A 22889-nucleotide genomic window follows, 5' to 3' on the forward strand; every position below is an offset into this window, starting at 1 on the left:
ATGATAAATTTTACTAAATTTGAGAGAATAAATCCTGAAAAAAGAGATGTCCTTCAACGTTTAAAAGATTATGACGAAGTATATGAAGTATTTGAAAAACAAAGAGCAAAAGAACAATCTGATAGATGTATGCAGTGTGGAATTCCTTATTGTCACACAGGCTGCCCTTTGCATAACTTTATTCCTTCATGGTTAAAACAAACAGCTACAAAAAATCCTGATTTGGCTTTTGCATTATCTAATGAAACGTCTCCTTTTCCAGAAATTCTGGGGCGTATTTGTCCTCAAGATGTTTTATGTGAAGGAGCCTGTTCGTTAAATACAGGACATGGAGCTATTTCTATTGGGGCTGTTGAAACACATATTTCAGAAGAAGCATTTGCCAGAGGTTTAAAACCTAAGTTCCCAGGAATTACAAGTACTAAAAAAGTAGCTGTAATTGGCTCTGGGCCTTCTGGAATTTCTGCTGCTACTTTTCTTTTAAGAAAAGGTATTGGCGTTACTATGTATGAAAGAGATGATATTGCTGGTGGTTTATTAACTTACGGTATTCCAGGTTTTAAATTAGACAAAGCAGTAGTTAGAAGAAGATTTGACTGGTTATTGGAAGCGGGTATGAAATTAGAGCTTAATTGTGAAATTGGGAAAGATGTCCAAATAAAAGAATTAGAAGAAAACTTTGATTCAATTTATTTAGCAATTGGGGCAACTAAAGGAAGAAAATCAAACCTAGAAGGCGAAGAATCTTCTAATGTATATATGGCAATTGATTTTCTAAAAATCATTCAAAAACGAAACTTTAATGGTACTAGTGAAGCAACTCTAAATGTTAAAGATAAAAAAGTAGTAGTAATTGGAGGAGGGGATACGGCAATGGATTGTCTTAGAACTTCTGTACGAGAAGGTGCTACAAGCGTTAAATGTCTTTATCGAAGAGATGAAGCAAATATGCCTGGTTCAAGAAAAGAAGTGGTTAACTCAAAAGAAGAAGGGGTTGAGTTTGTATTTAATGTAAGCCCAGTAAAAATTCTTTCTAAAGATAATTTAGCTTCAGCTGTTGAATTAGAAAAAACACAATTGAGTGACGCAAAAGAAGGTGGACGACAAAAAATTGAAATTATTCCTGATTCTTCTTATCTAGAAGATGCAGATATTATTGTTCTTGCTTTGGGATTTTCTTGTGAAGAACCTAAGTTTTTAGATGAATTAAATATTTCAAGAGATGAATGGGGTTGTGTTGAAACAACACTGTTTAAAACTTCTAATGCAAAAGTATACTCAGGTGGAGATTGCCAACGAGGTGCTCACTTAGCTGTTACGGCAGCTGCAGATGGAAGAGATGCTGCAAAACTAATGGTAAAAGAACTTTTAGCTTAGATGAAAAAATTCCTTGATGCTTGCATCAAAGCCAACCAAGAGATATATGAATATTTAAATACTTCATTATCTCTTGATGATTATTCGTATACCCAAACTATTGGGGCGGGTGGAGATAAAAGTCTTAAAATCGATATTATTTGCGAAAATATTTTTATTAAACACTTAAGTATTTTTGGAGATATATATTCAGAAGAAATCGGTTATTTAAAAACGTCAAAAAACTTCAAAGAACAATACATAATTACAATTGACCCCCTAGATGGAAGTTCTAACTTTATAAGTAATATTCCTTATTATGGTACGAGTGTAGCTATTGAAGTAAATGGAAAAGTATTTGCTTCTTGTATTTGTAATTTAAATGAGGCCTCTTTAGTGTATAAACTTGATGAAAAAGTACACAGAGTTGATCTTTTTACTTTAGAAAACAGAGTTTATCTTGAGGAAACAACAACAAATATTGGTATTTTTGAAAGAGCTTATAAACGAAGTGATATTTGTGGTGTTTTTTTTGAAAAGAATATCAAATATCGTTCTTTAGGAGCCATTGCTTTATCTTTATGTATGGCGCATAGCTGCAAGTTTGTTATGTTTGCTGGAAAAATAAGAGACTTTGATGTAAAAGCTGCTTTGCATATTTGTGAGGATTTACATATAAGTATTTCACCTGAATTCTTAATTGTAAGTAAGAGTTCTACTATGTTAGAACAGATTAAAGAAATTATTAATGAATAATTGGTTATAACTGCTGTAATTAAAAGAAATAGGAAAATAAATGTCATTAATAATTATGGATGAATGTATTGCGTGCGATGCTTGTAGAGAAGAATGCCCTAATACAGCTATTGAAGAAGGCGATCCAATATATGTAATTGAATCAGATAGATGTACTGAATGTGTAGGTTCTTATGATGAACCTTCCTGTGTAGAAGTTTGTCCCGTTGATTGTATTATCTTGGATAAAAACATTGTAGAAACAAGTGCGGAATTACAATTTAAATTTGATAATTTAGAAGAAATATAATATGGCTAAAATAACAACTGTTATAGATATTGGGTCCAACTCAATGAGGATGGTTGTCCTGGAAAAAAGTTCACGATATGCATTTCATTTGATTAATGAAACCAAAGCAAGAGTGAAAATTTCTGAAGGTTCTTATGAAAATAATGGTAATTTACAAGAATTACCAATGAAACGTGCTTTTGATTCTCTTAAATCTTTTTTAAATATTGCAAAAGCACTAAAATCGAGAAAAGTATTATGTGTTGCTACTTCTGCTTTAAGAGATGCTCCTAATTCAAATGTTTTTTTAAACAAAGTTAAAAATGAACTGTCTTTAAATATTAAAATAATTGAAGGTGAAAAAGAAGCCTATTATGGAGGAATTGCAGCTTTGAATCTTTTAGATAAAAAAGATTTTATTACTATGGATATTGGTGGGGGTTCTACTGAGTTTGCTCTTGTAAAAGAGGGAATTATTCAAAAATGTATTTCTTTAAACATAGGAACCGTTCGTATGAACGAATTGTTTTTTTCAAAAAACGATATTGCTGGTGCTAAAGAATATATAATAAAACAATTGGATGAAATTAAAAATGCTGATTTTGATATTTCTTCCTGCGTTGTTGGTATTGGTGGAACAATAAGAACTTTAAGTAAAATCATTCTTAAAAAAGAAGAATATCCTTTGGATGTAATTCATGGTTTTTCCTATGATGTTAGTAAATATAAATATATTTTTGATGCTATTCTTGATGCTTCTAGTAAAGAAGAGCTAAAAAATCTTGGTGTAAAAAAAGACAGGTTTGATACAATTAAAGAAGGTACTTTTATTTTTAAAACAGTCTTAGATGAACTTAAGATAAAAGATGTTTTGAGTTCAGGAACTGGGGTTAGAGAAGGTGTTTTTTTACATGATTTATTAAGAAACTCTAATTATAAATTTCCTAGTAATTATAATGTAAGTGTTAGGTCTTTACTTGATAGATTTAATGTAGATTCTAAACAAAGTTCTTATTTAGGTTCCAATGCTGGAAAAATATTTGAAGTATTAAAACCTCTGCATAATTTAGATGATAAATATAAAACACTTTTAGTAATTGCCTCAAAACTTCACTCTATTGGTATTTCTTTAAACTTTTATAAAGCCAATGATAATACATTTGATTTTATACTCAATGGTTTAAATTACGATATTTGTCATGAAGCTAGAATTGTTATTGCATTTATTATTAAATTCTCTAAAAAATCCTTGATTAAAGAAAAAGACATGTTTGAGTATGAAGACTTACTCCCAAGTTGTGAAACCATGCAATATTTATCTTTTATGATTAGCATTAACTTATGTGTAAATCGAGATTTCTCTTGTCCTAAAGTTACCTACATTTTAGATGATAACAAACTAAAATTGGCTTTCGAAGAAGAAATGTATTTGGTAAAATATGAAGTAGATAAATTAGAAAGTCCAAAGGGCTGCAAAGTAAAAGTTGTTTTATGAAAATAGCCATTATTAAACTCTCTGCTATGGGGGATATTATTCATGCCATGGTAGCGTTGCAGTATATTAAAAAATACAATAAAGATATTAAAATTGATTGGTTTGTAGAAAAAGTATTTGCACCTATACTTGAATATAACCCTGATATAAATAATATTATTGAAGTAAGTTTAAAAAAAATAAAAAAAGACAAAGCATCTTTTTTTAAAGAAATTAAAACAATAAAAAAATACAAAAATAACAACTATGATTTAGTAATTGATGCCCAAGGTTTGATAAAATCAGCCATTGTTTCAAAACTCATAGGAAAAAACATTGCAGGATTTTCAAAAAAATCAATAAGAGAAGGTTTCGCTTCTTTTTTTTACAAGATAAAAGTTGATATTGCTTATGAAGAGAATACAATAGATAGAAATGCAAAAGTACTCTCATCACCATTAAATTTTTCAATAACAAAAGAAGATATATTAAATAAAAAAATTTTTCTTTTTTACAAGAATGAAGACAATATAATATATGATTACCTTAGTGAAAGTAAAAAAAATATCATTTTTGTTATTTCCTCAACTTGGGAAAGTAGGAACTATCCAAAAGAAAAATTTGCTAAAATTGCTAATGATTTAAAAGAGAATATTTTAGTCATTTGGGCAAACGAGGAAGAAAAAGAAAAAGCCAATTTTATTGCAAAAGAAAGTAAATATGCAAAAGTGCTTCCTAGAATGAGCCTAAACACATTAAAAGCTCTTATACATAAAGCAGACTTATTAATAGGAAATGATACAGGCCCTACACATATGGCTTGGGCACTATCTCGTCCTTCTATAACTATTTTTGGACCAACACCTGTTAATCGTGTATATGAAACAAAAATTAACAAAACAGTTAAATCTTTATCAAAAGTAAATCATTATAAACTAAATAAAAATGATTTTTCAATCAATGAAATAAAAGTTGAAGATATAGTAAGATTGTCAAAGGAATTACTTGTTTGATTATTTCGTATTTATTATATACAAAGTTATTGTTTCAATTTTTAGGTTTACTCCTAGATTTTTAATTAAGTATGTTTTAGATGGACTAGCATTTTTTATCTTTATAGTAAACAAAAAACATAAAAAGATTGCAGATATAAATTTAGACTTCGCTTTTCACAATACAAAATCAAAAGAAGAGAAAATCCATATTATTAAAGAATCGTATAAAAGTTTTATTTACAATATGTATGAATTTATTGATAATCAATATGCTAAAAAAGAAGACATATTTAAAAAATCTGATATTGTTAATGAACAATATATTATTGAAGCTATAAAGGAAAATAAACTTATTATTTTTGTTACTGCACATTATGGTGCGTGGGAACAATGCCTTCCTGCCATTTCTTTAAAATATGGTACAACTAATATTGTTAATAGAAGAATGAATAATAAATACATTAACGAAGAATATATAAAAGCAAGAGATAAAAATAATATTGTAATGATTGAAAAAAAATCAGCAGCAAAAGGTATGATTAAAGCACTAAAAAAGAAAGAACATCTGGCTGTTGTGATTGATCAAAACACAGCATATGGTGTAGACATAAAATTTTTCTCTCAAAAAGCGAGAGCAACGGATAGTACGTCACGATTAGCAGTTAAATTTGATGCTTTAATCATTCCTATTTTATGTGTTATGAATGAATTTGGATCATATACGATTATTTGTAAAAAACCAATTGATCATAAAAAATTAAAAGAAGAAAATAAAATTCAAGTATTAACACAAATGCAAGCAGATGTATTTGAAGAACAAATACAAAAACTTCCCGAACAATGGTTCTGGCAACATAAGCGTTGGAAGTACCACTATCCCGATATGTATAAATAAATATTTAGTAAAAATTTGATAGAATATAACTTTAATGCAAGAAATGGATAAAACTTGAATAGAAATAATAAAAAAAAGATATGCAAATGAATATTATAATTAAAACTCCTGGTTTTATAGGAGATACTATTATGATGTTTCCTGCTTTAGAGTTAGTGAAAAATGAATACCCTAATGCAAACATAACAATAGTTTGTAAGGCACACTGCAAAGACTTATTTCGCGATAAGGGCATCTCGAAAATTATAATTGACAATACTAAAGGTAAAAATAGAGTAGCAAAAACATTCTCATTAATAACTAAGATAAGAGAAAAAGAATATGACTTAGGTATTCTCTTCCATAATACATTTATTGATGCTTTGATATTTAAACTATCAAAGATAAATAAAATCATTGGATACGACAAAGAAAGTAGAAAAGTATTACTCGATTTTCATTTAGGCATAGATCGAACACGACATTATGTGAATCATTATGCAAATTTAGTAAATAAATATTTTGGTGATAAATATTCTATTTTACCAAAAATGAAATTAGAATTTAAAAAATGTAACTTAGTAGAAAAAAAAGAGAAGTATTTACTTGGTTTTGTACTTGGAGGAGATAATAAAGATACAAGAAGATACCCTCCTTCTTTATCTTTAGAATTAATGGCTTTACTGAATACAAATAATATTCAAGTAGTTTTGTTAGGAGATCCTTCAGACACAGCAAATAACAATTTATATGAAAATGAATTAAATAAATCCAAAAAGGATTGTATCAATTTATCAGGAAAAACATCAGTTTCAGAATTTATTGATCTTATTGCAAACTTGGATCTTTTAGTTACTATTGATTCTTCTGCTATGCACATTGCAGCAGCTGTTAATACTGAATTTATAGTTTTAATTGGAAAAGGAAGCAGTGCTTTTGATACGGTATATCCAAAAGTTGAATTTGGCCATAAAATATTTCAAGGAAAAGACTGTATTAAAGATGAAGATCTCATTGCTCAAATTACTGCAAAAAATATTAATACAAAAATAAACCAAATACTAGGATTAGATAATAATGCCTGAGAAACTTAAAAAGTCAACTTTATATTTAAATTATGCATTCATTTTATACGCTTTTTGTATTCCTCTTTCAAGAGCAGGTATCGTTTTTTCAAGCATTCTAATTATTGTACTATGGATAATTGAAGGAAACTTTAAAAGTAAATTTAAAATTTTAAAAGATATCAAATTTATACTTTTTTCAATCATTCTTACATGTTATTTATTATTAAGTGTTTTTTGGTCGGATAGTAGCTCTTATAACTATCATGATTTTGATAAATTTTGGTATTATTTGACCTTTTTTGCCATTACTACTTCATTAAAAAAGAAATTCCTTCCGTATCTACTGTATAGTTTTATATTTGCAATGAGTATTGATATAATACTTTCATATGGCATGTTTTTGGAATTTTGGTCATTAAAACATGGGACGGCAATAAATCCTACTCCTTTTATGAATCATTTAGAATATAGCATTTTACTAGCTGTTGTTTCACTTGTATTTTTTAATAAACTAATACTTACAAAATCAGTATCAGTTCTAAAAATAACTTATTTAATCATGTTTATTATTAGTACAATAAACTTATTTTTGATACAAGGTAGAATTGGACAGTTGTCTTTTTTCTTATCGATATTTATTCTAATTATTTTTTATTTTAAAAATAAATTTAAAGCTTTTTTTTACAGCATTACGTTAATATCAATAATTCTTTTTTCAAGCTACCACTTATCTGATAGTTTTAAATATAGATTAAATCAAACAATTGCAGATGTTAAAAATGTGATTGAAAAAAAAGATTTCAGTGGTTCTTGGGGAATACGTGCTAGTGCATGGGTAGTTACATATAACATTTTAAAAGACAATATTCTTTTTGGTACAGGAATAGCTGATTTAGATTTGGATTACAAAAGAATTATTGAAATAGAAAAAGTTGTGCAAGTAAATGACACATCTGCTATGTATAATGGTGGATATCATAATGAGTTTCTGGAATTAACTGCTGCAGGTGGTCTTATTTCTTTTTTGTTATTTATTATAATTTTTTATTATTTATCAAAAATAGAAATAAAAGATTTAGAAATACGGAACATCAAAATATTTTTATTAGTTGTTTTACTTTTCTCCTTATTAGGGGATAATTTTTTAAGATTGCAATTTACAATGAATTTATTTTCTTTGTTTATTGGAATTATACTTGCTCAAGAAAAATTAGAGAAAAGTTTTCAAGTTTAAACTAGATAATTAGAAATAAAAGGAAAAGAAATGAAAGGGATAATTTTAGCCGGAGGCTCAGGAACAAGGCTTTATCCAATAACAAAAGGTGTCTCAAAACAGTTATTGCCAATTTATGATAAACCAATGATTTATTACCCCTTATCGGTTTTAATGTTAGCAGGAATTAAAGAAGTACTTATTATTTCTACTCGTGATGATTTACCAAACTTTGAAAAGCTTTTAGGAAATGGAAAAGATATTGGAATGAATTTTGAATATATAGTTCAACCAAGTCCAGATGGCTTAGCTCAAGCTTTTATTCTAGGGGAAGAATTTATTGGAGATGATGATGTATGTTTAGTTTTAGGTGATAATATCTTTTATGGACATGGCCTAACTGCTCTTTTATCACAGTCAATAAAAAATATTAAAGATGAAAATAAAGCTACAGTATTTGGATATTATGTAAAAGATCCAGAACGATATGGAGTTGCTTCTTTTGATAAAAATGGAAATGTAATTTCTATTGAAGAAAAACCAGAAGTTCCAGCTTCTAATTATGCTGTAGTTGGTTTATACTTTTATCCAAATGATGTGGTTAATAAAGCCAAGGAAGTAAAACCCTCACACCGAGGAGAATTAGAAATTACTACATTGAATCAAGATTATTTGAAAGAAGAGAGATTAAAAGTAGAATTAATGGGAAGAGGGTATGCTTGGCTTGATACAGGTACACATGAATCTTTATTAGAAGCTTCAATGTTTATTCAAACAATAGAAAAGAGACAAGGGCTAAAAGTTGCATGTTTAGAAGAAATTGCCTATGAAATGGCTTATATTTCAAAGGAAAAGTTATTAGAGTTATCAAAACCCTTAATGAAAAATGAATATGGGCAATATTTATTTAATATTGCAAATAAATAAAAAGATATAAAATGAATTTTATAAGAACAGATATAAAAGATGTAATAATTATTGAACCTCAAGTTCACGGTGATGATAGAGGATATTTTGTAGAAACTTTTAGACAGGATAAATTAGATGACTTCTTGGGCTACAATATTAACTTTTGTCAAGACAATGAATCAAAATCTTCAAAAGGAGTTCTTCGAGGTTTACATTACCAGTTAGCTCCTCATGCACAAACTAAACTTGTACGTGTAATTCAAGGTAGAGTTTTAGATGTAGCAGTAGATATTAGAAAAAACTCTCCAACATATGGTACTCATATAGCAGTAGAATTATCAGCAAGTAATAAAAAACAATTACTTGTTCCTCGTGGTTTTGCCCATGGTTTTTTGGTACTTGAAGACGATACTGTGTTTGCATATAAAGTTGATAATTATTATTCACCCCAGTGCGATAGAGGAATTGCCTTTGATGATAAAGATTTAAAGATTGATTGGAAAATTGATATAAAAGATTTAAAGTTATCAGAAAAAGATAAAGTTCAAAAAAATTTAAAAGATGTTGATGGCAAAGATGTTTTTGATTATAAAGTAGATTATTATGCCTAAAGCTTTAAATGTATTAGTAACTGGAACAAGTGGACAAGTTGGAAGTGAGCTTAAAAAATTATCATTAGAATATCCATATAATTTTTTTTTTACAACAAAAAAAGATTTAGATATCTCTATTGAAGAAAATATTCAATCTTTTATAAATAAGTGTAGCATTAATGTGATTATTAATTGTGCTGCTTACACAGCAGTCGATAAAGCAGAAGAAGATGAAGAATTAGCGGATGAAATTAATAGAAAAGCTGTTAAAAAACTAGCAAAACTTTCAAAAGAGAATAATATTAAATTAATTCATATTTCAACTGATTATGTATTCGATGGTAAAAACTTCAAACCATATACGGAAGAAAATCAAACTAATCCCAAATCAGTTTATGGTAAAACAAAACTTGAAGGTGAAATTGAAATGATAAAAATAAATCCAGAAAATTCTATTATTATTAGAACTTCTTGGGTTTATTCATCATTTGGTAATAATTTTGTTAAAACAATGTTAAAACTTGGTAAATTAAAAGATGAACTAGGTGTTATATTTGATCAAATAGGAACTCCAACTTATGCATATGACTTAGCAAAAGCTATTTTAGATATATTACCTAATATTAAAAATAAAAAGATAGAAATATATAATTATACAAATGAAGGAGTTTTGTCTTGGTATGACTTCTCAAAAGAGATTATGCAGATGGCTAAGATTACATGTAAAATTAATCCTATTGAATCCTATGAATATCCAACTCCAGCCAATCGACCTCATTATTCATTATTAAATAAATCAAAAATAAAAAAAGAATTTAATATTAGCATTCCTTTTTGGAAAGACTCATTATCTAGATGCTTAAAAGTTTTAGGAGAAAGAAAATAATGTTAGAAAACAAAAGAAATATTTTATTAACAGGAACAGCTGGTTTTATAGGTTCAAACTTTGTACCATATTTTTTAGAAAAATATCCAGAGTATAATTTAATTAATTTAGATTTATTAACCTATGCTGGAAATATAGTAAATCTTATAAAATGTGAAACTAATCCCCGATATAAATTTATTAAAGGTGATATCTGTAACAGAGAATTAGTTGAATTTATATTTTCTGAATACAATATTCAAGGTGTGATTCACTTTGCAGCAGAATCCCATGTAGATAATTCTATTAAAGACCCAGGAGTATTTATCGAAACCAATGTAAATGGCACATATACTCTTGTTGATGTCGCAAAAAATTATTGGATGAATAACCCTTTTGAGTATAAAGACGATTACAATAATTGTAGATTCCATCATATCTCAACAGATGAAGTTTATGGAACATTAAATGAAACAGATTTATTTACTGAATCTACGCCTTATTCTCCAAATTCACCATACTCAGCTTCAAAAGCAAGTTCTGATATGATAATAAGAGCGTATAGTGAAACCTTTGGATTAAATGCAGTTATTACAAACTGTTCAAATAATTATGGCCCAAAACAACATGATGAAAAATTAATTCCTACAATAATAAGAAAAGCTTTAAATAATGAAGCCATTCCTATTTATGGAGATGGTAAAAATATCAGAGATTGGTTATATGTACTTGATCATTGTATTGGAATTGATTTGGTGTATCACAAAGGTATTTCCTCCCACACATATAATATTGGAGGAAGAAATGAAAGAACAAATCTTCAAATTGTAGATAAAATTTGTTCTATACTTGATTCCAAAGTAGCAAAGAAAAATGGAAAATCGTATAAAGAATTAATTACCTTTGTAAAAGACAGAGCTGGACATGATAGACGATATGCGATTGATGCAAAAAAAATCGAAGATGAACTTGGGTGGAAAGCAAGTGAGAACTTTGATTCTGGTATTATTAAAACTATTGAGTGGTATTTGAAAAAATATAAAGTTTAAATTGGCAATCCTTTTAATTTTGAGTATTTGTTTTATTGTAAATTTAGCATTAAGAGGTTAGAATAATTTTTTAGCGAAATACTTTTTAAATATTAAATATCTTCAAGTTTGCTACTAATCTACTTATAAAGTTAAAATTATGAAACAAATTATAAATTCAGACTACACATCATTCGTTACAAATATAAAAAAATATTTTATTGAAAGCCATTCAAGTATACATAAAGCTAGAAATGAAATTAAAATTGTAGAATACAATTCGAAAAAGTATGTTGTTAAATCCTTTAAAGTACCAAATCTTGCAAATAAGATAATATACTCTTTTGTAAAAAAATCAAAAGCTCAGAAATCATATATCAACTCTCTTAAAATAATAAAATTTGTTCCTGAACCAATTGCTTTTGTAGAATTTAGAAAGAATGGATTAATACATGACAGTTATTTTATAAGTGAATATTTTGACTATAATTTTACGATAAGAGATGCTTTAACAAAAGATAATGTAGCAGATAAAGATCTTTTATTTAAAGAGTTTGCAAAGTTCACTTTTAATTTACACGAAAATCAAATTTTACATAATGATTATTCTCCAGGAAATATACTAATTAAAAAAATTACGAATACTTTTCTTTTTAAAATTGTAGATATAAATAGAATGTCTTTTTATTCTTTAAGTATAGATATGAGAATGAAAAACTTTTCAAAGTTATGGGCAAAAGATAAAGATTTAAAAATAATTGTTGAAGAATATGCAAAAATAGCAAAGATTGATAAAGTAGAAGCAATTAGAAAAGCAATATATTATTCTCAGAAGCATAAAGATAAAATTAATATGAAAAAAAGACTTAGAGGTGTTCCTGTCGTGGATTAACTAAAATTAATTAATCCTTTTTTGCATTTAAAAATATTATTTTTTTGATTATTCTCCATATCTTTTGTTATTCCTCTTTCATAATCTTCTATTTTACGTTTATGATATAAATGAAATTGATTTGTTATATATTTAGATGATCTTGTTTTATATCCTTTTCCTTTAAATCTCCATTCTATGTCCGTGTCTCCTGCAAATGCCGAATTCCCTAATCCTTCATCAAAACCATTAATTTCAAACATTGCATCTTTATAACATGAAAAATTACAACCAAGTAAAGAAAGTTCTTTTTTTCTATAGTCTAATATTTTGTGAATTAAACCAAAAGGTTTAATTAAAAAACCTTGCTCTGTATGTTTTTCACTCTTAGCATCTTTTGCAATATCAAAGTATTTTTTTACAAAAATATTTTCTAATTCGCATGAACTTAAAGATTCTTTTCTAAGTAGAGTTGAATATTTTGGGCCTAAATTAACTCTTCTACCTGATATAATAAGCTTTTGGCTTGAAAGTAAGACATGATTTCTGATAAAATCTTTATATAAAATACAATCCCCATCAATAAAAATCAAGTAATCGCCTGCGGCAATTTTAATTGCATTATTTTGTGATTTTGATTTTTGAACACCATTGTCTTTTTGATACGTATGTTTTATTTCTAAGCTTTTAACTGTGGATATAAAGGAAACCATTCTAGAATCATTATTATCTTCTGCAATAATTACTTCAAAATTTGTATATGATTGTTTTTCCAAACTTTTTAATATTAAACTTAATGCTTCAATATCTTTATAAACTGCGATGATAATACTTACTTTCACTTATATTTTCTCCAGTATTTTGTATATTTCTGCAAATTGTACTAAATCGTTAAATTTTTCTTCTGCTTTTTTTTGACCTTGTTTTGCTAAAATATTTTTTTCATTTTTGTTGTTATATAAATAATTTATTTTGGCTGTTAAATCCTCAATATCCATACTTTTGAAAAGTAAACCATCTACTTTATCGTCTATTATTTCAGTAGGTCCACCTTTATTACTTGCTAAAACTGCAATACCTGCTTGCATAGCTTCTATTAAAACTAAACCAAAAGTTTCTTTATTTGTGGCAAGAACAACTAAATCGCAAATTTGCATAATGTTTTGAACTTCATTGGTAAAACCAGTAAAAACAATTTTATCTTGAAGTTCAAATTTTTTAATATATTCTTTTAATTCGTTTAAATATTCTTCGCTCATTGCATGTCCAACAATTAATACTTTAATATTAAGCTTATTTGCTCTTAGCTTTTCTATGGCTTCAATTAAAAGGTATTGTCCCTTTTCTTTTTCAATTCTGCCAAAAATACCTATCGTAAAATTGTTTTCGATAATATATTTTTTGGACAATTCACTGTGTTTTTCTAAGTCGATTTTATTTATCTTTTCAGCACCAATATACGAACGTATTGTCTTTGGTCTAAATTCATTGGTAATGTACTTAGAAATTTGATCTTTTACTTCATCTGTTACAGCAATGATTGTATCAATATTTTTGTAGAGAAACTTATGATAAAAATCATTTTTAAAGCGTGTCATTGCCATGTGCCGTGTTTGAACTAACTTGGGTTTTCTTTTTGATAATAATCTTGATAGTACGGCTAAAGGGATGTCTTTTGTCCAATGTATATGAATAATATCAATTTTATTGTTATCAATAATTTTTGCAATTTTTTTTGCTTTAAATAGTACACCCAATGTTGATTTTCTTTCAAAATCATAATATTCAATATTACTACTAGTTAGTCTATCAATAATATCGCTTTTTTTGTTAACTATCATAGTGACTTTTGTTTTTGAGTTTAAGTATTTAGAGAGTCTATAGAAATAGAGTTCTAGTCCACCTAAATTGGGGGATAAACAAAATTGCATTATCCTTTTTTCCACATTAAATCCTTTTTTTCTTATTGAATAAAATTATATTTAAAACATATTAATATAAGGTAAATTCATAGATAGAAGTATTTTTTAAAACTAAGAATTAGCAATAATTAGCTATAATCCAAATAAAAAAAGAGATATAAGGGTTCAAAGTGTTGATTAGTATTATGTATCACCATATTAATAGTGATAGGTGCAGTAATAAACTTGACGTCTTTGATAAGCATCTAAAGTATATTTCAGAAAACTATAAAAGTGCTTTTCCTCTAGATACAATTCAAAAAAATAGCATTTGTTTGACATTTGATGATGCTTATGCAGATTTTTATTATTATGTATTCCCTTTGTTAAAAAAGTATAATTTAAAAGCTTTATTGGGTGTTCCAACAAAGTATATTTTGGATGATACCCAAGAAGAAAAAGAAAAACGTTTAAAATATGAGCACAACGATTTGTTTTTACATTACAAAGATGCAACGTTTTGTACCTATAAGGAATTAGAAGAAATGCAGAAAAGTGGATTGGTGCAAATGGCTTCACATTCACATTCTCATAAAAACTTATTGGATGAAAATGTCAATTTAAAAGAAGAATTACTTTTATCAAAAGAACTCTTGGAGAATAAATTGAATATTAAAGTAGAATCTTTTATCTTTCCTTTTGGAAAATTCAATGATGACATTGCAAAAGAAACACTAAAGTATTATCCTTATGTATTTAGAATTGGAAATGCAATACAAAAAGATTTTTCTGGTATTAGGAAGATTATTTACCGTATTGATGGGGATAATTTAATAGATGAAAAAGATATCTTTAGTGTAAAAAACATGTTAAAGTACAAATGTAAAGCATTTATAAAATCTTTTTAGGAAAAAAATGAATATATCAGCAGTAATTATAGTTAAGAATGCAGTACGTACAATTAAGAAGACACTTGAAAGTCTTACTGATTTTGATGATGTCATTGTATATGATAATGGCTCAGATGATGGAACCCAAGGTATTGTAAGAGAATTTTCAAATGCCACTTTGATTGAAGGTGATTTTTTTGGTTTTGGACCTACCAAAAATAAAGCAGCCTCATATGCAAGACATGAGTGGATTTTGATTGTAGATAGTGATGAAGTTGTTGATTTGGAATTAATTAATACCTTGAAAACTAAAAAATTAAATAACAATACTGTATATATATTAAATTTTTTGGCATTTTATAAAAATATTCAAATTAAATATTCGGGATGGAATAATCAAAAAATCAAACGATTGTACAATAAAAGTAAAACTTCTTTTAATGAAAATCAAGTGCATGAAAATATTATTGATGAAAATTTCAGTACAGTGGAATTAAGCGGAAATATTGAGCACTACAGTTACAGCAGTATAAGTGAGTTCATAATAAAAGCAGATAGGTACTCAACACTATTTGCAAACGATAATGCTGGAAGAAAAAAATCTTCACCTCTAAAAGCTTTTATGAATGGTATATATTCTTTTATTAAAACTTATATTTTCAAGCGTGGATTTTTGGATGGTTATCCAGGTCTACTAATCGCATTTTCTCATATGGCAACAAATTTTTATAAATATTTAAAATTATATGAAAAGAATAAAGAGCTGAAAAAATGAATATTTTAGTTACAAGACATGACAAAATAGGCGATTTCATGTTATCTTTACCTATGTTTAAGGTTTTAAAAACACAAAAAAAAGATATTAAAACCTTTGCTTTGGTATCTAAAATCAATTATTCTTTTGCAAAAGAAATTTCTTTTATTGATGAAGTAATTTTATATGATATTAATAATTTACATAAAACACTAAAAGATATAAAAAAAGCAAAAATTGATATAAGTATTTCTGCTTTTATAGATGGCTCTTTAGGATATTTATTATTTAAAGCTGGTATTAAAACAAGAATTTCTCCTGCTACAAAATTAGCACAAATCTTTTTTAATAAAAGGTTAAAACAAAAAAGGTCTAAGGTCGAAAAAAAAGAATTTGAATACAACTTAGATTTGTTGAAAAAATTTGACGATACTTTAGAATTAAAATATGATTATCCTCTTCTAAATGTTGAAAAAAAGACAAAAGATGACGTTTTAAATACATTTAAAAATGAATATAACATAAAAAGTGAAGAAAAAATTATAGCTTTTCACCCTGGTTTTGGTGGTAGTAGCGATGGGAACTTAAGTTTCGATGATTATATTAGACTTGCCCAATCCATTTCAAAAATAGAAAATACAAGAATTGTATTTACTTTTGGTCCAGATGATTTAGATTCTTTAGAATATATTCACAAAAATATTAAGGTGGATGTGATTTTATATCAATCTTCTTTATCTTTAATGCATTTTTGTGCACTTCTTTCAAACTTTGAAGTTTTTGTTAGTACTTCAACTGGTCCTATGCATTTAGCAGGTGCTGTGAATATTAAAACACTTTCTTTTTTTGGATCTTCTTTATTTGCAAGTTCAAAACGATGGGCTACAATAAGCGAAGAAAAACAACAGCATAACTTCATGCTTTCAAAAGAGTATACTAATAAAAATTATTTAAATATTGAAAATACTTTAAAAAATTTACTTTCATAAAATTGAATGATGATAAAAGAAGATTCTAAGATGAAAATATTTATTGAAATACCTACATGGTTAGGGGATGCTATTATGACAACTCCTGCTATTGAAAGTATTATTAAGAAGTATCCAAAAGCGCAATTGACACTTTTTGGTTCTTTTGTTTCTACTACAGCTTTAAAAGAACATCCTAATGTTAAAGAAGTGCTTCTTGATACTAGTAAAAAAGTAGGGAATAGGTTTTTTAATTTGATTAAAATAGCTAGGTCCTTGCCTAAATTTGATTTGGCTATTTCTTTTAGACGTACCTTTACTTCAAAGTTTTTACTGTTTTTTATAAGTGCTTCTAAAAAGTATTCTTATAAGCGATTAAGTAAAAATGAAATACATCAAACTATTCGCTATAACGATTTTATTAACCTAAGTATTCAATCATCTTATGAAACAGGTGACTTAAAACTTTATCAAGATAAGTTTGTATATCCTAAAGAAACTTTGGGTCTTAATCCAGGTGCTACTTATGGCTCTGCTAAACGTTGGTATCCCCAAGAGTTTGCAAAAATTGCTATTAGATTAGCAAAAGACTTTGATATCGTTATTTTTGGAGGCCCTGGGGAGACAGAAATCGCTGGTGATATTGCTAAACTATTAGATGAAGCAGGAATTAAAAACTATAATAATCTTGCAGGAAAAACGACTATTCCTGAGCTTATAAAAAAAGTGGGAGCTTTAGATTTATTTATTACAAATGATTCTGGGCCTATGCACATAGCAGCTGCTTATAAAGTAAAAACAATTACAATTTTTGGACCTACTAAATTCACTGAGACAAATCAGTGGCATAATCCCACAGGAGAAATAATTACAAAACAATTGTCCTGTTCTCCCTGTATGAAAAGAGTTTGTCCTCTTAAACACCACAATTGTATGAAAGAAATAAAAGCACATGATGTACTTAAAATGTTAGGATATGATGAATAATATTAATGAAAAATTCCCTTGGGATAAACACTCCGATCAACCTTATCCCCTGCGAGATAAAAAATATAAAACAAGTATGCGTAAAAAGAATGTTAAGGATTATATTCCTTTGATTTTTTACAATCTTATTATTTTTCCTTTGGCTTTGTTTTTTTCTTTTGTTTTTAAATCTAAACAAAAAACATTTCCTGATTTTTTTGCTCTTTGTGTTAATTTAGATAAGGGTGAAGAACAAGTAACTTTAGTAGAAGAATTGAAGTGTAAAAACTTGCAAATACGAATGCCTTTGTGTGAAATACATCGTTTAGATGAATATGTTTCTTTTGTAAAAAAGTTTAAAAACAAAAATATCTTATTAAGCATTTTACAAGACAGAGAACATATTGAAGACAAGGTCTTACTACGAAAAGATATTACTTTAATTTTCTCTGCTTTTAAAGGATTAATCACACAATTCCAAATTGGAAATGCTATTAATAGATCTAAGTGGGGTTTCTTTTCTATTGGAGAGTATTTAGAATTTTATAAAGTTGTTCAAAATATAAGAGATGAAGATTTTTCTTCTTATTCTTTAGTGGGCCCTTCTGTAATTGATTTTGAATTTCATTTTACTATCCGTGCTTTATTTAATAAACATGATGTTAAGTATGATAAGTTAGGTGCTTTGTTATATGTTGATAGACGCGGAAAACCAGAAAATACGCAAATGAGCATTTTTGATACGAGTAAAAAAATTAGTTTTTTACATGCTTTGGGAAAATTAAGTCTTAAATCATCAAGTGATATCCTTCTTACTGAAACAAACTGGCCTATATCAAATACAGCACCTTACGCCCCTACAAGTGAAAAAGAGTGTGTGAGCCTTGAAGATTATACAAATTATATGCTCAGATACTATTTTTTGGCATTAGGGAGTAAAAAAGTACAAAGTGTTTATTGGCACCAGTTAATTGCCCCTGGTTATGGCTTAGTAGATAATAGAGACGGCCTTAAAAAACGTATAGCTTTTGATGCTTATAAAACTATGCTTCATTTTGTGCAAGGTGCAAGTATTGAAAACTACAGTGTTTCAAAAGATTTACATGTGTTAACCTGCAAAAAAGATAAAAAGAGTTTTGATATTATTTGGTCTTCAAGTGATAGAAATATTGAGCTTGAAGAACTTGATCTTGTTTATGATAAATTAGGCAAGGAAATAAAAGAAAATGTGAAAATATCACAAAGTCCAATATACGCTTTTCATAAAGTAAAATAGTGATTTTTATTGATTATAAAAATGAAACATCATTAATAAAAAGTTTATTAAAAGATGAAAAGATTGAAAAAATTAAAACAAAAAGTTTTTTGAATAAATTAATTAAAAAAGATATAAAAAAATCTGATGTTTATTTTCATTATGGCGTTTTTGATAAAAGCAGCATAAAACATATAAATACATCAAAAAAAGTTATTGTTTCTTCTTTATTCTTAAAAAAAGAATTATTAAAACACTTAGCTACTTTTGATGAAAAAAACATTGATGTTCTTTATCCCAGTATAAATGAAAGTGCATTAGACAAAGAATCATGCAAAAATACATTAGCTAAAGCTTATAATTTTTCTCCCAGCGCCAAAATCATATTATTTACTGCCAAAAACTTTAAAAAGAATGGTATAAAAGATTTTTTAGACATTACAGCTTCTTTGAAATACAAGAATAAACAAATAATAATTGAAGGTTCCCAAGAAGAAATAAGAATATTAAAAAGTATAAGCAGAAAAAAACAATATCTTGAAAATGTTTTGTTTTTGGAAGATTATAAAAACATGGGGTTTTTATATGCTGCAAGTGATATATTTTTATTGCCAACAACATTAAGGGTATTTTCAAGAAATGTATTAAAAGCTATGTATCATAAATGTGCAGTATTTGTTTGCAAAATCTCAAGCACCTGTGAAATATTAGATGTTTTTTCAAGCTTGTCAAATGGAGCAGATGCTGCGACTTCTTTTAAAATGGATGCTATCTTAAACAGTGAAGAAGAACTGTTGTTTATCCAAAATAATAATCATAAAACTTCAATAGAATTTCTAGAAAAAAAACAAATATTAAAAGCAAAAACAATTCTTTTTGAAAAAGAATAAGTATCTTAGCTCCTAAGGCCTAATTTAACTAAAGCTTAAGATAAATAAGGTACAATACGCGAATATATTAGATTTAAGGAATTATTATGTCAAGAACATGCGCAATATCTGGAAAAAGCCCTATGGCTGGAAACAACGTAAGTCACGCGAAAAACAGAACAAAAAGAAGATTTTTACCTAACTTAAGAACTGTAAGAGTTACTTTAGATGATGGTACTACAAAAAAGATCAAAATTTGTGCTAAAGAGTTAAGAACTCTTAAAAAGAATTCATAGAAGCGCTTAGAGTGCCTCTATGAGATTTTTTATTAAACTCAAAAAAGCCCTACGATGGGAAATTAGATCAGTCAAACCAGAATATGATTTAAGCCCTTTAATTTACTCACAACTAAAACCTTTTCGATTACCCCTAGTACTAGTACAAATTATAATGATGGTTGGAACCTTAGGTTATATCATAATTGATGATTTTGAAATACTAGATGCAATATACCAAACAGGAATTACTTTTACTACCGTTGGTTTTGGAGAAATAGCTCCAATCTCTGCTGCAGGAAGAATATTTACCATTACACTTATTATTTTTGGTTTTGCAATTTTTACACTTTCTACTGCCATTTTAATTGATTCTGTTATTAAAGGTCGATTATTTGATTTATACAAGGAGCGAAACATGCTTTATAAAATAGCACGCCTTAGACGTCACTTTGTGATTTTTTATCACAATGAATATACCTCCCAACTGGCTAAACAATTTAGAATAAACCATATTCCTTTTGTTGTAGTTGATCCAAGAGAAGACATGGAAGAAATTGCAAAAAAGAATAAATATCCTTATTATATTAAAGACGAGCCTTATCAAGAATCTGCATTTTTAAAATCACACTTGAGTTCTGCTAAAGGTGCTATTTCTTTATCAAAAAATATTTCAGACAATATTACTATCATTGCTTCTGTTCGTTTATATGAAAAAGAACTAGGACGTAGTCCTTTGTTAATTATCTCAAATGCAGAAACACAAAATGACAAAGTACGACTTATTAAACTGGGAGCGGATAAAGTAGTTGCTCCTCCTTCTTTAATGGCAAAAAGAGTTTCTGCTATGGCAATACGACCTGATATGGAAAATGTATTGGATGAGTTTTTATACAGACCAGATACTCCTATAGATATGGAACAAATAATTGTAAATGAAAATTCTTGGTTGGTAAACAATGAATTGAGAGATGTTCATTTAAGAGACAGAATGAAAGTCTCTGTAATTGGAATTACGGAAGCTAAGGGTAAGTTTATTCAAATGCCAAGAGGAAATGTAATTATAAAAGCCAATTGTAAACTTTTGTTAGTGGGTAGCCAAAAAGCTATTGCTAAAGCGAAACATTTAATTAATGATATAAATAAACCAAAGGAATGTTCTTAATGTTTAGTATTTTCCCAATAAAAGGATATATGGACCAAATTGATGGTTTTTATTTTGATGGAGTTCATGCTGGTTTAAAAAAAGATGATGCGTTTGATATGGGTTTTATTTATTCTGATACTTTGTGTGAAGTTGAAGCACTTTTTACCAATAATAAGTTTCAAGCGGCACCTTTAAAACATTATGCTTTGTATGAAAAAGGTTTTAAAAGCAATTTTGTATTAATTAATGCAAAAAATGCCAATGCCCTTACTGGCAAAAAAGGGATAGAAGATATAAATGATATTTTTTCTTCTTTAACACATGATCTAATAAATCCAATTATGAGCTCAACAGGTGTAATAGGTTCTCGTTTACCAAAAGATAAAATCATAAAAGCAGCAAACTCTTTTGATTTAAACAGTAAAAATTCAAAAAAATTAAGTGAAGCTATTATGACTACTGATGCATATGCAAAGCACTGTATGTATGAAGTGAAACTTGAAGATGGCTCTTCTTTTAAAATAGGAGCTATTGCTAAAGGTGCTGGAATGATTAATCCTAACCTTGCAACTATGTTGTGTTTTGTTTGTACTGATGCTGCTGTTCCTAAAGAGCATATGAGTGAAGCTTTAAAAAAGGCAAGTATTAATAGCTTTAATGCAATTTCTGTTGATGGGGATACCTCTACGAATGATACGGTTTTATTATTAAGCAATCAAAAATCAAATTCATATAATAAAGAAGCATTTTTTGAAGCACTTGCTTTGGTTATGCATGATATGGCAATGTTAATGGTAAGTGATGGAGAAGGGGCTAAAAAAATGGCTGCATTTGAAGTTATTAATGCTTATAGTTTTGAAGAAGCACAGCTTGCTGCAAAAGCATTATCGAATTCTTTATTGGTCAAAACAGCTCTTTTTGGAGAAGATCCTAATTTTGGTCGTATTGCTTCTACTATTGGAGCTTCCCGAATCACTTGTGATGAAGAAACATTAAAAATTTATTACAATGATATTTTGGTATATTCTTGTGGTGAAATATTTTTTGATGAAATCAATGAAAAAAAAGCTACAAATGTTCTTGCTTTGGATACGTATAAAATCACTTGTGATATTGGACAAGGAAAAGAATCTTTTACTGCTTATGGCTGTGATTTAGGATATAAATACGTTGAAATTAACGCAGACTATAGAACATAAAAACAAAATTTTCTATCAATAAAAAGTATTTTTATCTTTATTTTATAAGTTTAGGGTGGATATAATTAAGTATAAAGGATTAATTATGTTTCATGAACACAGAGAAGTTGTAAGTATTATGAAAAATGAAGATAAGTATTTTTTGAAGTTATTCAATAAACACAATGCCTTAGATGAAGAAATAATAGAAGCGGTTAAAGTACTGGCTGATCAGTTTAAAATAGAAGGCCTAAAAAAAGAAAAACTTAAATTAAAAGATGAAATATTCTCTATGATTTTATCGTATAAAAAAGTAAATTAAGACTTAAGCTATCTAAAAAAAGAAGAACTTTCTTCTTTTTTCTTTCAACAAAAACCTTTTTAGTATTGCTTAAAAAAAATAAGCTCAAAAATCCT

The 22889-nt window shown here is 27.6% G+C and carries 25 protein-coding genes; 23 read left to right on the forward strand and 2 right to left on the reverse strand.

The features are described 5' to 3' along the window. The 13 genes from HRT41_15060 to HRT41_15120 all read left to right on the forward strand — a co-directional run bounded on the left by HRT41_15060 (position 1) and on the right by HRT41_15120 (position 12290). Entirely contained in the window at positions 1-1377 is a 1377-nt protein-coding gene (locus tag HRT41_15060; GenBank protein ID NQY25340.1) for a glutamate synthase subunit beta, read from the forward strand. Further along, positions 1378-2112 carry a hypothetical protein gene (locus HRT41_15065; protein ID NQY25341.1) on the forward strand — a complete coding sequence of 245 codons (735 nt, stop codon included), beginning with the start codon at positions 1378-1380 and terminating at the stop codon, positions 2110-2112. Between the two features lie 40 nt (positions 2113-2152). Continuing rightward, on the forward strand, positions 2153-2401 hold the full coding sequence (locus HRT41_15070) for a YfhL family 4Fe-4S dicluster ferredoxin (protein NQY25342.1): 249 nt from the start codon (positions 2153-2155) through the stop codon (positions 2399-2401). A gap of 1 nt (position 2402) precedes the next feature. Next, positions 2403-3875: a Ppx/GppA family phosphatase gene (locus tag HRT41_15075; GenBank protein ID NQY25343.1), complete on the forward strand. Its 1473-nt coding sequence runs from the start codon at positions 2403-2405 to the stop codon at positions 3873-3875. Continuing rightward, positions 3872-4867 carry a lipopolysaccharide heptosyltransferase I gene (waaC, locus tag HRT41_15080; GenBank protein NQY25344.1) on the forward strand — a complete coding sequence of 332 codons (996 nt, stop codon included), beginning with the start codon at positions 3872-3874 and terminating at the stop codon, positions 4865-4867. Before HRT41_15075 ends, waaC begins: the two co-directional genes overlap by 4 nt. Beyond that, positions 4860-5744: a lipid A biosynthesis acyltransferase gene (locus HRT41_15085; GenBank protein ID NQY25345.1), complete on the forward strand. Its 885-nt coding sequence runs from the start codon at positions 4860-4862 to the stop codon at positions 5742-5744. The genes waaC and HRT41_15085 overlap by 8 nt, the downstream gene beginning before the upstream one ends. Before the next feature lie 86 nt (positions 5745-5830). Continuing rightward, positions 5831-6808 (forward strand): glycosyltransferase family 9 protein, encoded by a 978-nt coding sequence (locus HRT41_15090; protein NQY25346.1) that lies wholly within the window; start codon positions 5831-5833, stop codon positions 6806-6808. After that, positions 6801-8024 carry an O-antigen ligase family protein gene (locus HRT41_15095; protein ID NQY25347.1) on the forward strand — a complete coding sequence of 408 codons (1224 nt, stop codon included), beginning with the start codon at positions 6801-6803 and terminating at the stop codon, positions 8022-8024. The genes HRT41_15090 and HRT41_15095 overlap by 8 nt, the downstream gene beginning before the upstream one ends. 30 nt (positions 8025-8054) lie before the next feature. Continuing rightward, complete coding sequence (rfbA, locus tag HRT41_15100) at positions 8055-8930, forward strand: glucose-1-phosphate thymidylyltransferase RfbA (GenBank protein ID NQY25348.1); 876 nt, start codon at positions 8055-8057, stop codon at positions 8928-8930. 11 nt (positions 8931-8941) lie between these two features. Continuing rightward, entirely contained in the window at positions 8942-9523 is a 582-nt protein-coding gene (rfbC, locus tag HRT41_15105) for a dTDP-4-dehydrorhamnose 3,5-epimerase (protein NQY25349.1), read from the forward strand. After that, positions 9516-10391 carry a dTDP-4-dehydrorhamnose reductase gene (gene rfbD / locus HRT41_15110; protein ID NQY25350.1) on the forward strand — a complete coding sequence of 292 codons (876 nt, stop codon included), beginning with the start codon at positions 9516-9518 and terminating at the stop codon, positions 10389-10391. Before rfbC ends, rfbD begins: the two co-directional genes overlap by 8 nt. Continuing rightward, complete coding sequence (gene rfbB / locus HRT41_15115) at positions 10391-11419, forward strand: dTDP-glucose 4,6-dehydratase (protein ID NQY25351.1); 1029 nt, start codon at positions 10391-10393, stop codon at positions 11417-11419. The genes rfbD and rfbB overlap by 1 nt, the downstream gene beginning before the upstream one ends. 139 nt (positions 11420-11558) lie before the next feature. Then, positions 11559-12290 (forward strand): hypothetical protein, encoded by a 732-nt coding sequence (locus HRT41_15120; protein NQY25352.1) that lies wholly within the window; start codon positions 11559-11561, stop codon positions 12288-12290. On the opposite strand, the gene HRT41_15125 is transcribed toward HRT41_15120, so the two are convergent. Both HRT41_15125 and HRT41_15130 read right to left on the reverse strand, forming a co-directional pair. Further along, positions 12287-13111 (reverse strand): glycosyltransferase, encoded by an 825-nt coding sequence (locus HRT41_15125; protein NQY25353.1) that lies wholly within the window; start codon positions 13109-13111, stop codon positions 12287-12289. The genes HRT41_15120 and HRT41_15125 overlap by 4 nt on opposite strands. Next, on the reverse strand, positions 13112-14200 hold the full coding sequence (locus HRT41_15130; GenBank protein NQY25354.1) for a glycosyltransferase family 4 protein: 1089 nt from the start codon (positions 14198-14200) through the stop codon (positions 13112-13114). A 176-nt stretch (positions 14201-14376) separates the two neighbouring features. Here HRT41_15130 and HRT41_15135 point away from each other — a divergent pair, with 176 nt between their 5' ends. The 10 genes from HRT41_15135 to HRT41_15180 all read left to right on the forward strand — a co-directional run bounded on the left by HRT41_15135 (position 14377) and on the right by HRT41_15180 (position 22794). After that, on the forward strand, positions 14377-15078 hold the full coding sequence (locus tag HRT41_15135; protein ID NQY25355.1) for a polysaccharide deacetylase family protein: 702 nt from the start codon (positions 14377-14379) through the stop codon (positions 15076-15078). A 7-nt stretch (positions 15079-15085) separates the two neighbouring features. Then, positions 15086-15835 (forward strand): glycosyltransferase family 2 protein, encoded by a 750-nt coding sequence (locus HRT41_15140; GenBank protein ID NQY25356.1) that lies wholly within the window; start codon positions 15086-15088, stop codon positions 15833-15835. Further along, positions 15832-16803, forward strand: a complete 972-nt coding sequence (locus HRT41_15145; protein NQY25357.1) for a glycosyltransferase family 9 protein — start codon at positions 15832-15834, stop codon at positions 16801-16803. Before HRT41_15140 ends, HRT41_15145 begins: the two co-directional genes overlap by 4 nt. 9 nt (positions 16804-16812) lie before the next feature. After that, positions 16813-17769, forward strand: a complete 957-nt coding sequence (locus HRT41_15150; GenBank protein NQY25358.1) for a glycosyltransferase family 9 protein — start codon at positions 16813-16815, stop codon at positions 17767-17769. Between the two features lies 1 nt (position 17770). Further along, positions 17771-19024: a hypothetical protein gene (locus HRT41_15155; protein NQY25359.1), complete on the forward strand. Its 1254-nt coding sequence runs from the start codon at positions 17771-17773 to the stop codon at positions 19022-19024. Continuing rightward, the gene (locus tag HRT41_15160; GenBank protein ID NQY25360.1) at positions 19024-19893 is read left to right on the forward strand and encodes a glycosyltransferase; all 870 of its coding nucleotides are present in this window, start codon (positions 19024-19026) and stop codon (positions 19891-19893) included. Before HRT41_15155 ends, HRT41_15160 begins: the two co-directional genes overlap by 1 nt. Before the next feature lie 86 nt (positions 19894-19979). Beyond that, positions 19980-20168 carry a 50S ribosomal protein L28 gene (locus HRT41_15165; GenBank protein ID NQY25361.1) on the forward strand — a complete coding sequence of 63 codons (189 nt, stop codon included), beginning with the start codon at positions 19980-19982 and terminating at the stop codon, positions 20166-20168. Between the two features lie 19 nt (positions 20169-20187). Then, a complete protein-coding gene (locus HRT41_15170) occupies positions 20188-21312 on the forward strand; it encodes an NAD-binding protein (GenBank protein NQY25362.1) in 1125 nt (374 codons plus the stop codon). Further along, entirely contained in the window at positions 21312-22493 is a 1182-nt protein-coding gene (gene argJ, locus HRT41_15175) for a bifunctional glutamate N-acetyltransferase/amino-acid acetyltransferase ArgJ (GenBank protein NQY25363.1), read from the forward strand. Before HRT41_15170 ends, argJ begins: the two co-directional genes overlap by 1 nt. Positions 22494-22578: 85 nt before the next feature. Further along, the gene (locus HRT41_15180) at positions 22579-22794 is read left to right on the forward strand and encodes a DUF465 domain-containing protein (protein NQY25364.1); all 216 of its coding nucleotides are present in this window, start codon (positions 22579-22581) and stop codon (positions 22792-22794) included. The last annotated feature ends 95 nt before the right edge of the window (positions 22795-22889 follow it).

It is taken from the genome of Campylobacteraceae bacterium, from assembly GCA_013215945.1.
GTDB lineage: Bacteria > Campylobacterota > Campylobacteria > Campylobacterales > Arcobacteraceae > NORP36.

Bases quoted from the DNA above. Each gene is read 5' to 3' on its own strand.
- HRT41_15060 (NQY25340.1), top strand. From the start codon at position 1: ATGATAAATTTTACTAAATTTGAGAGAATAAATCCTGAAAAAAGAGAT.
- HRT41_15065 (NQY25341.1), top strand. From the start codon at position 1,378: ATGAAAAAATTCCTTGATGCTTGCATCAAAGCCAACCAAGAGATATAT.
- HRT41_15070 (NQY25342.1), top strand. From the start codon at position 2,153: ATGTCATTAATAATTATGGATGAATGTATTGCGTGCGATGCTTGTAGA.
- HRT41_15075 (NQY25343.1), top strand. From the start codon at position 2,403: ATGGCTAAAATAACAACTGTTATAGATATTGGGTCCAACTCAATGAGG.
- waaC (NQY25344.1), top strand. From the start codon at position 3,872: ATGAAAATAGCCATTATTAAACTCTCTGCTATGGGGGATATTATTCAT.
- HRT41_15090 (NQY25346.1), top strand. From the start codon at position 5,831: ATGAATATTATAATTAAAACTCCTGGTTTTATAGGAGATACTATTATG.
- HRT41_15095 (NQY25347.1), top strand. From the start codon at position 6,801: ATGCCTGAGAAACTTAAAAAGTCAACTTTATATTTAAATTATGCATTC.
- rfbA (NQY25348.1), top strand. From the start codon at position 8,055: ATGAAAGGGATAATTTTAGCCGGAGGCTCAGGAACAAGGCTTTATCCA.
- rfbC (NQY25349.1), top strand. From the start codon at position 8,942: ATGAATTTTATAAGAACAGATATAAAAGATGTAATAATTATTGAACCT.
- rfbD (NQY25350.1), top strand. From the start codon at position 9,516: ATGCCTAAAGCTTTAAATGTATTAGTAACTGGAACAAGTGGACAAGTT.
- rfbB (NQY25351.1), top strand. From the start codon at position 10,391: ATGTTAGAAAACAAAAGAAATATTTTATTAACAGGAACAGCTGGTTTT.
- HRT41_15120 (NQY25352.1), top strand. From the start codon at position 11,559: ATGAAACAAATTATAAATTCAGACTACACATCATTCGTTACAAATATA.
- HRT41_15130 (NQY25354.1), bottom strand. From the start codon at position 14,200: ATGCAATTTTGTTTATCCCCCAATTTAGGTGGACTAGAACTCTATTTC.
- HRT41_15135 (NQY25355.1), top strand. From the start codon at position 14,377: ATGTATCACCATATTAATAGTGATAGGTGCAGTAATAAACTTGACGTC.
- HRT41_15140 (NQY25356.1), top strand. From the start codon at position 15,086: ATGAATATATCAGCAGTAATTATAGTTAAGAATGCAGTACGTACAATT.
- HRT41_15145 (NQY25357.1), top strand. From the start codon at position 15,832: ATGAATATTTTAGTTACAAGACATGACAAAATAGGCGATTTCATGTTA.
- HRT41_15150 (NQY25358.1), top strand. From the start codon at position 16,813: ATGATAAAAGAAGATTCTAAGATGAAAATATTTATTGAAATACCTACA.
- HRT41_15165 (NQY25361.1), top strand. From the start codon at position 19,980: ATGTCAAGAACATGCGCAATATCTGGAAAAAGCCCTATGGCTGGAAAC.
- HRT41_15170 (NQY25362.1), top strand. From the start codon at position 20,188: ATGAGATTTTTTATTAAACTCAAAAAAGCCCTACGATGGGAAATTAGA.
- argJ (NQY25363.1), top strand. From the start codon at position 21,312: ATGTTTAGTATTTTCCCAATAAAAGGATATATGGACCAAATTGATGGT.
- HRT41_15180 (NQY25364.1), top strand. From the start codon at position 22,579: ATGTTTCATGAACACAGAGAAGTTGTAAGTATTATGAAAAATGAAGAT.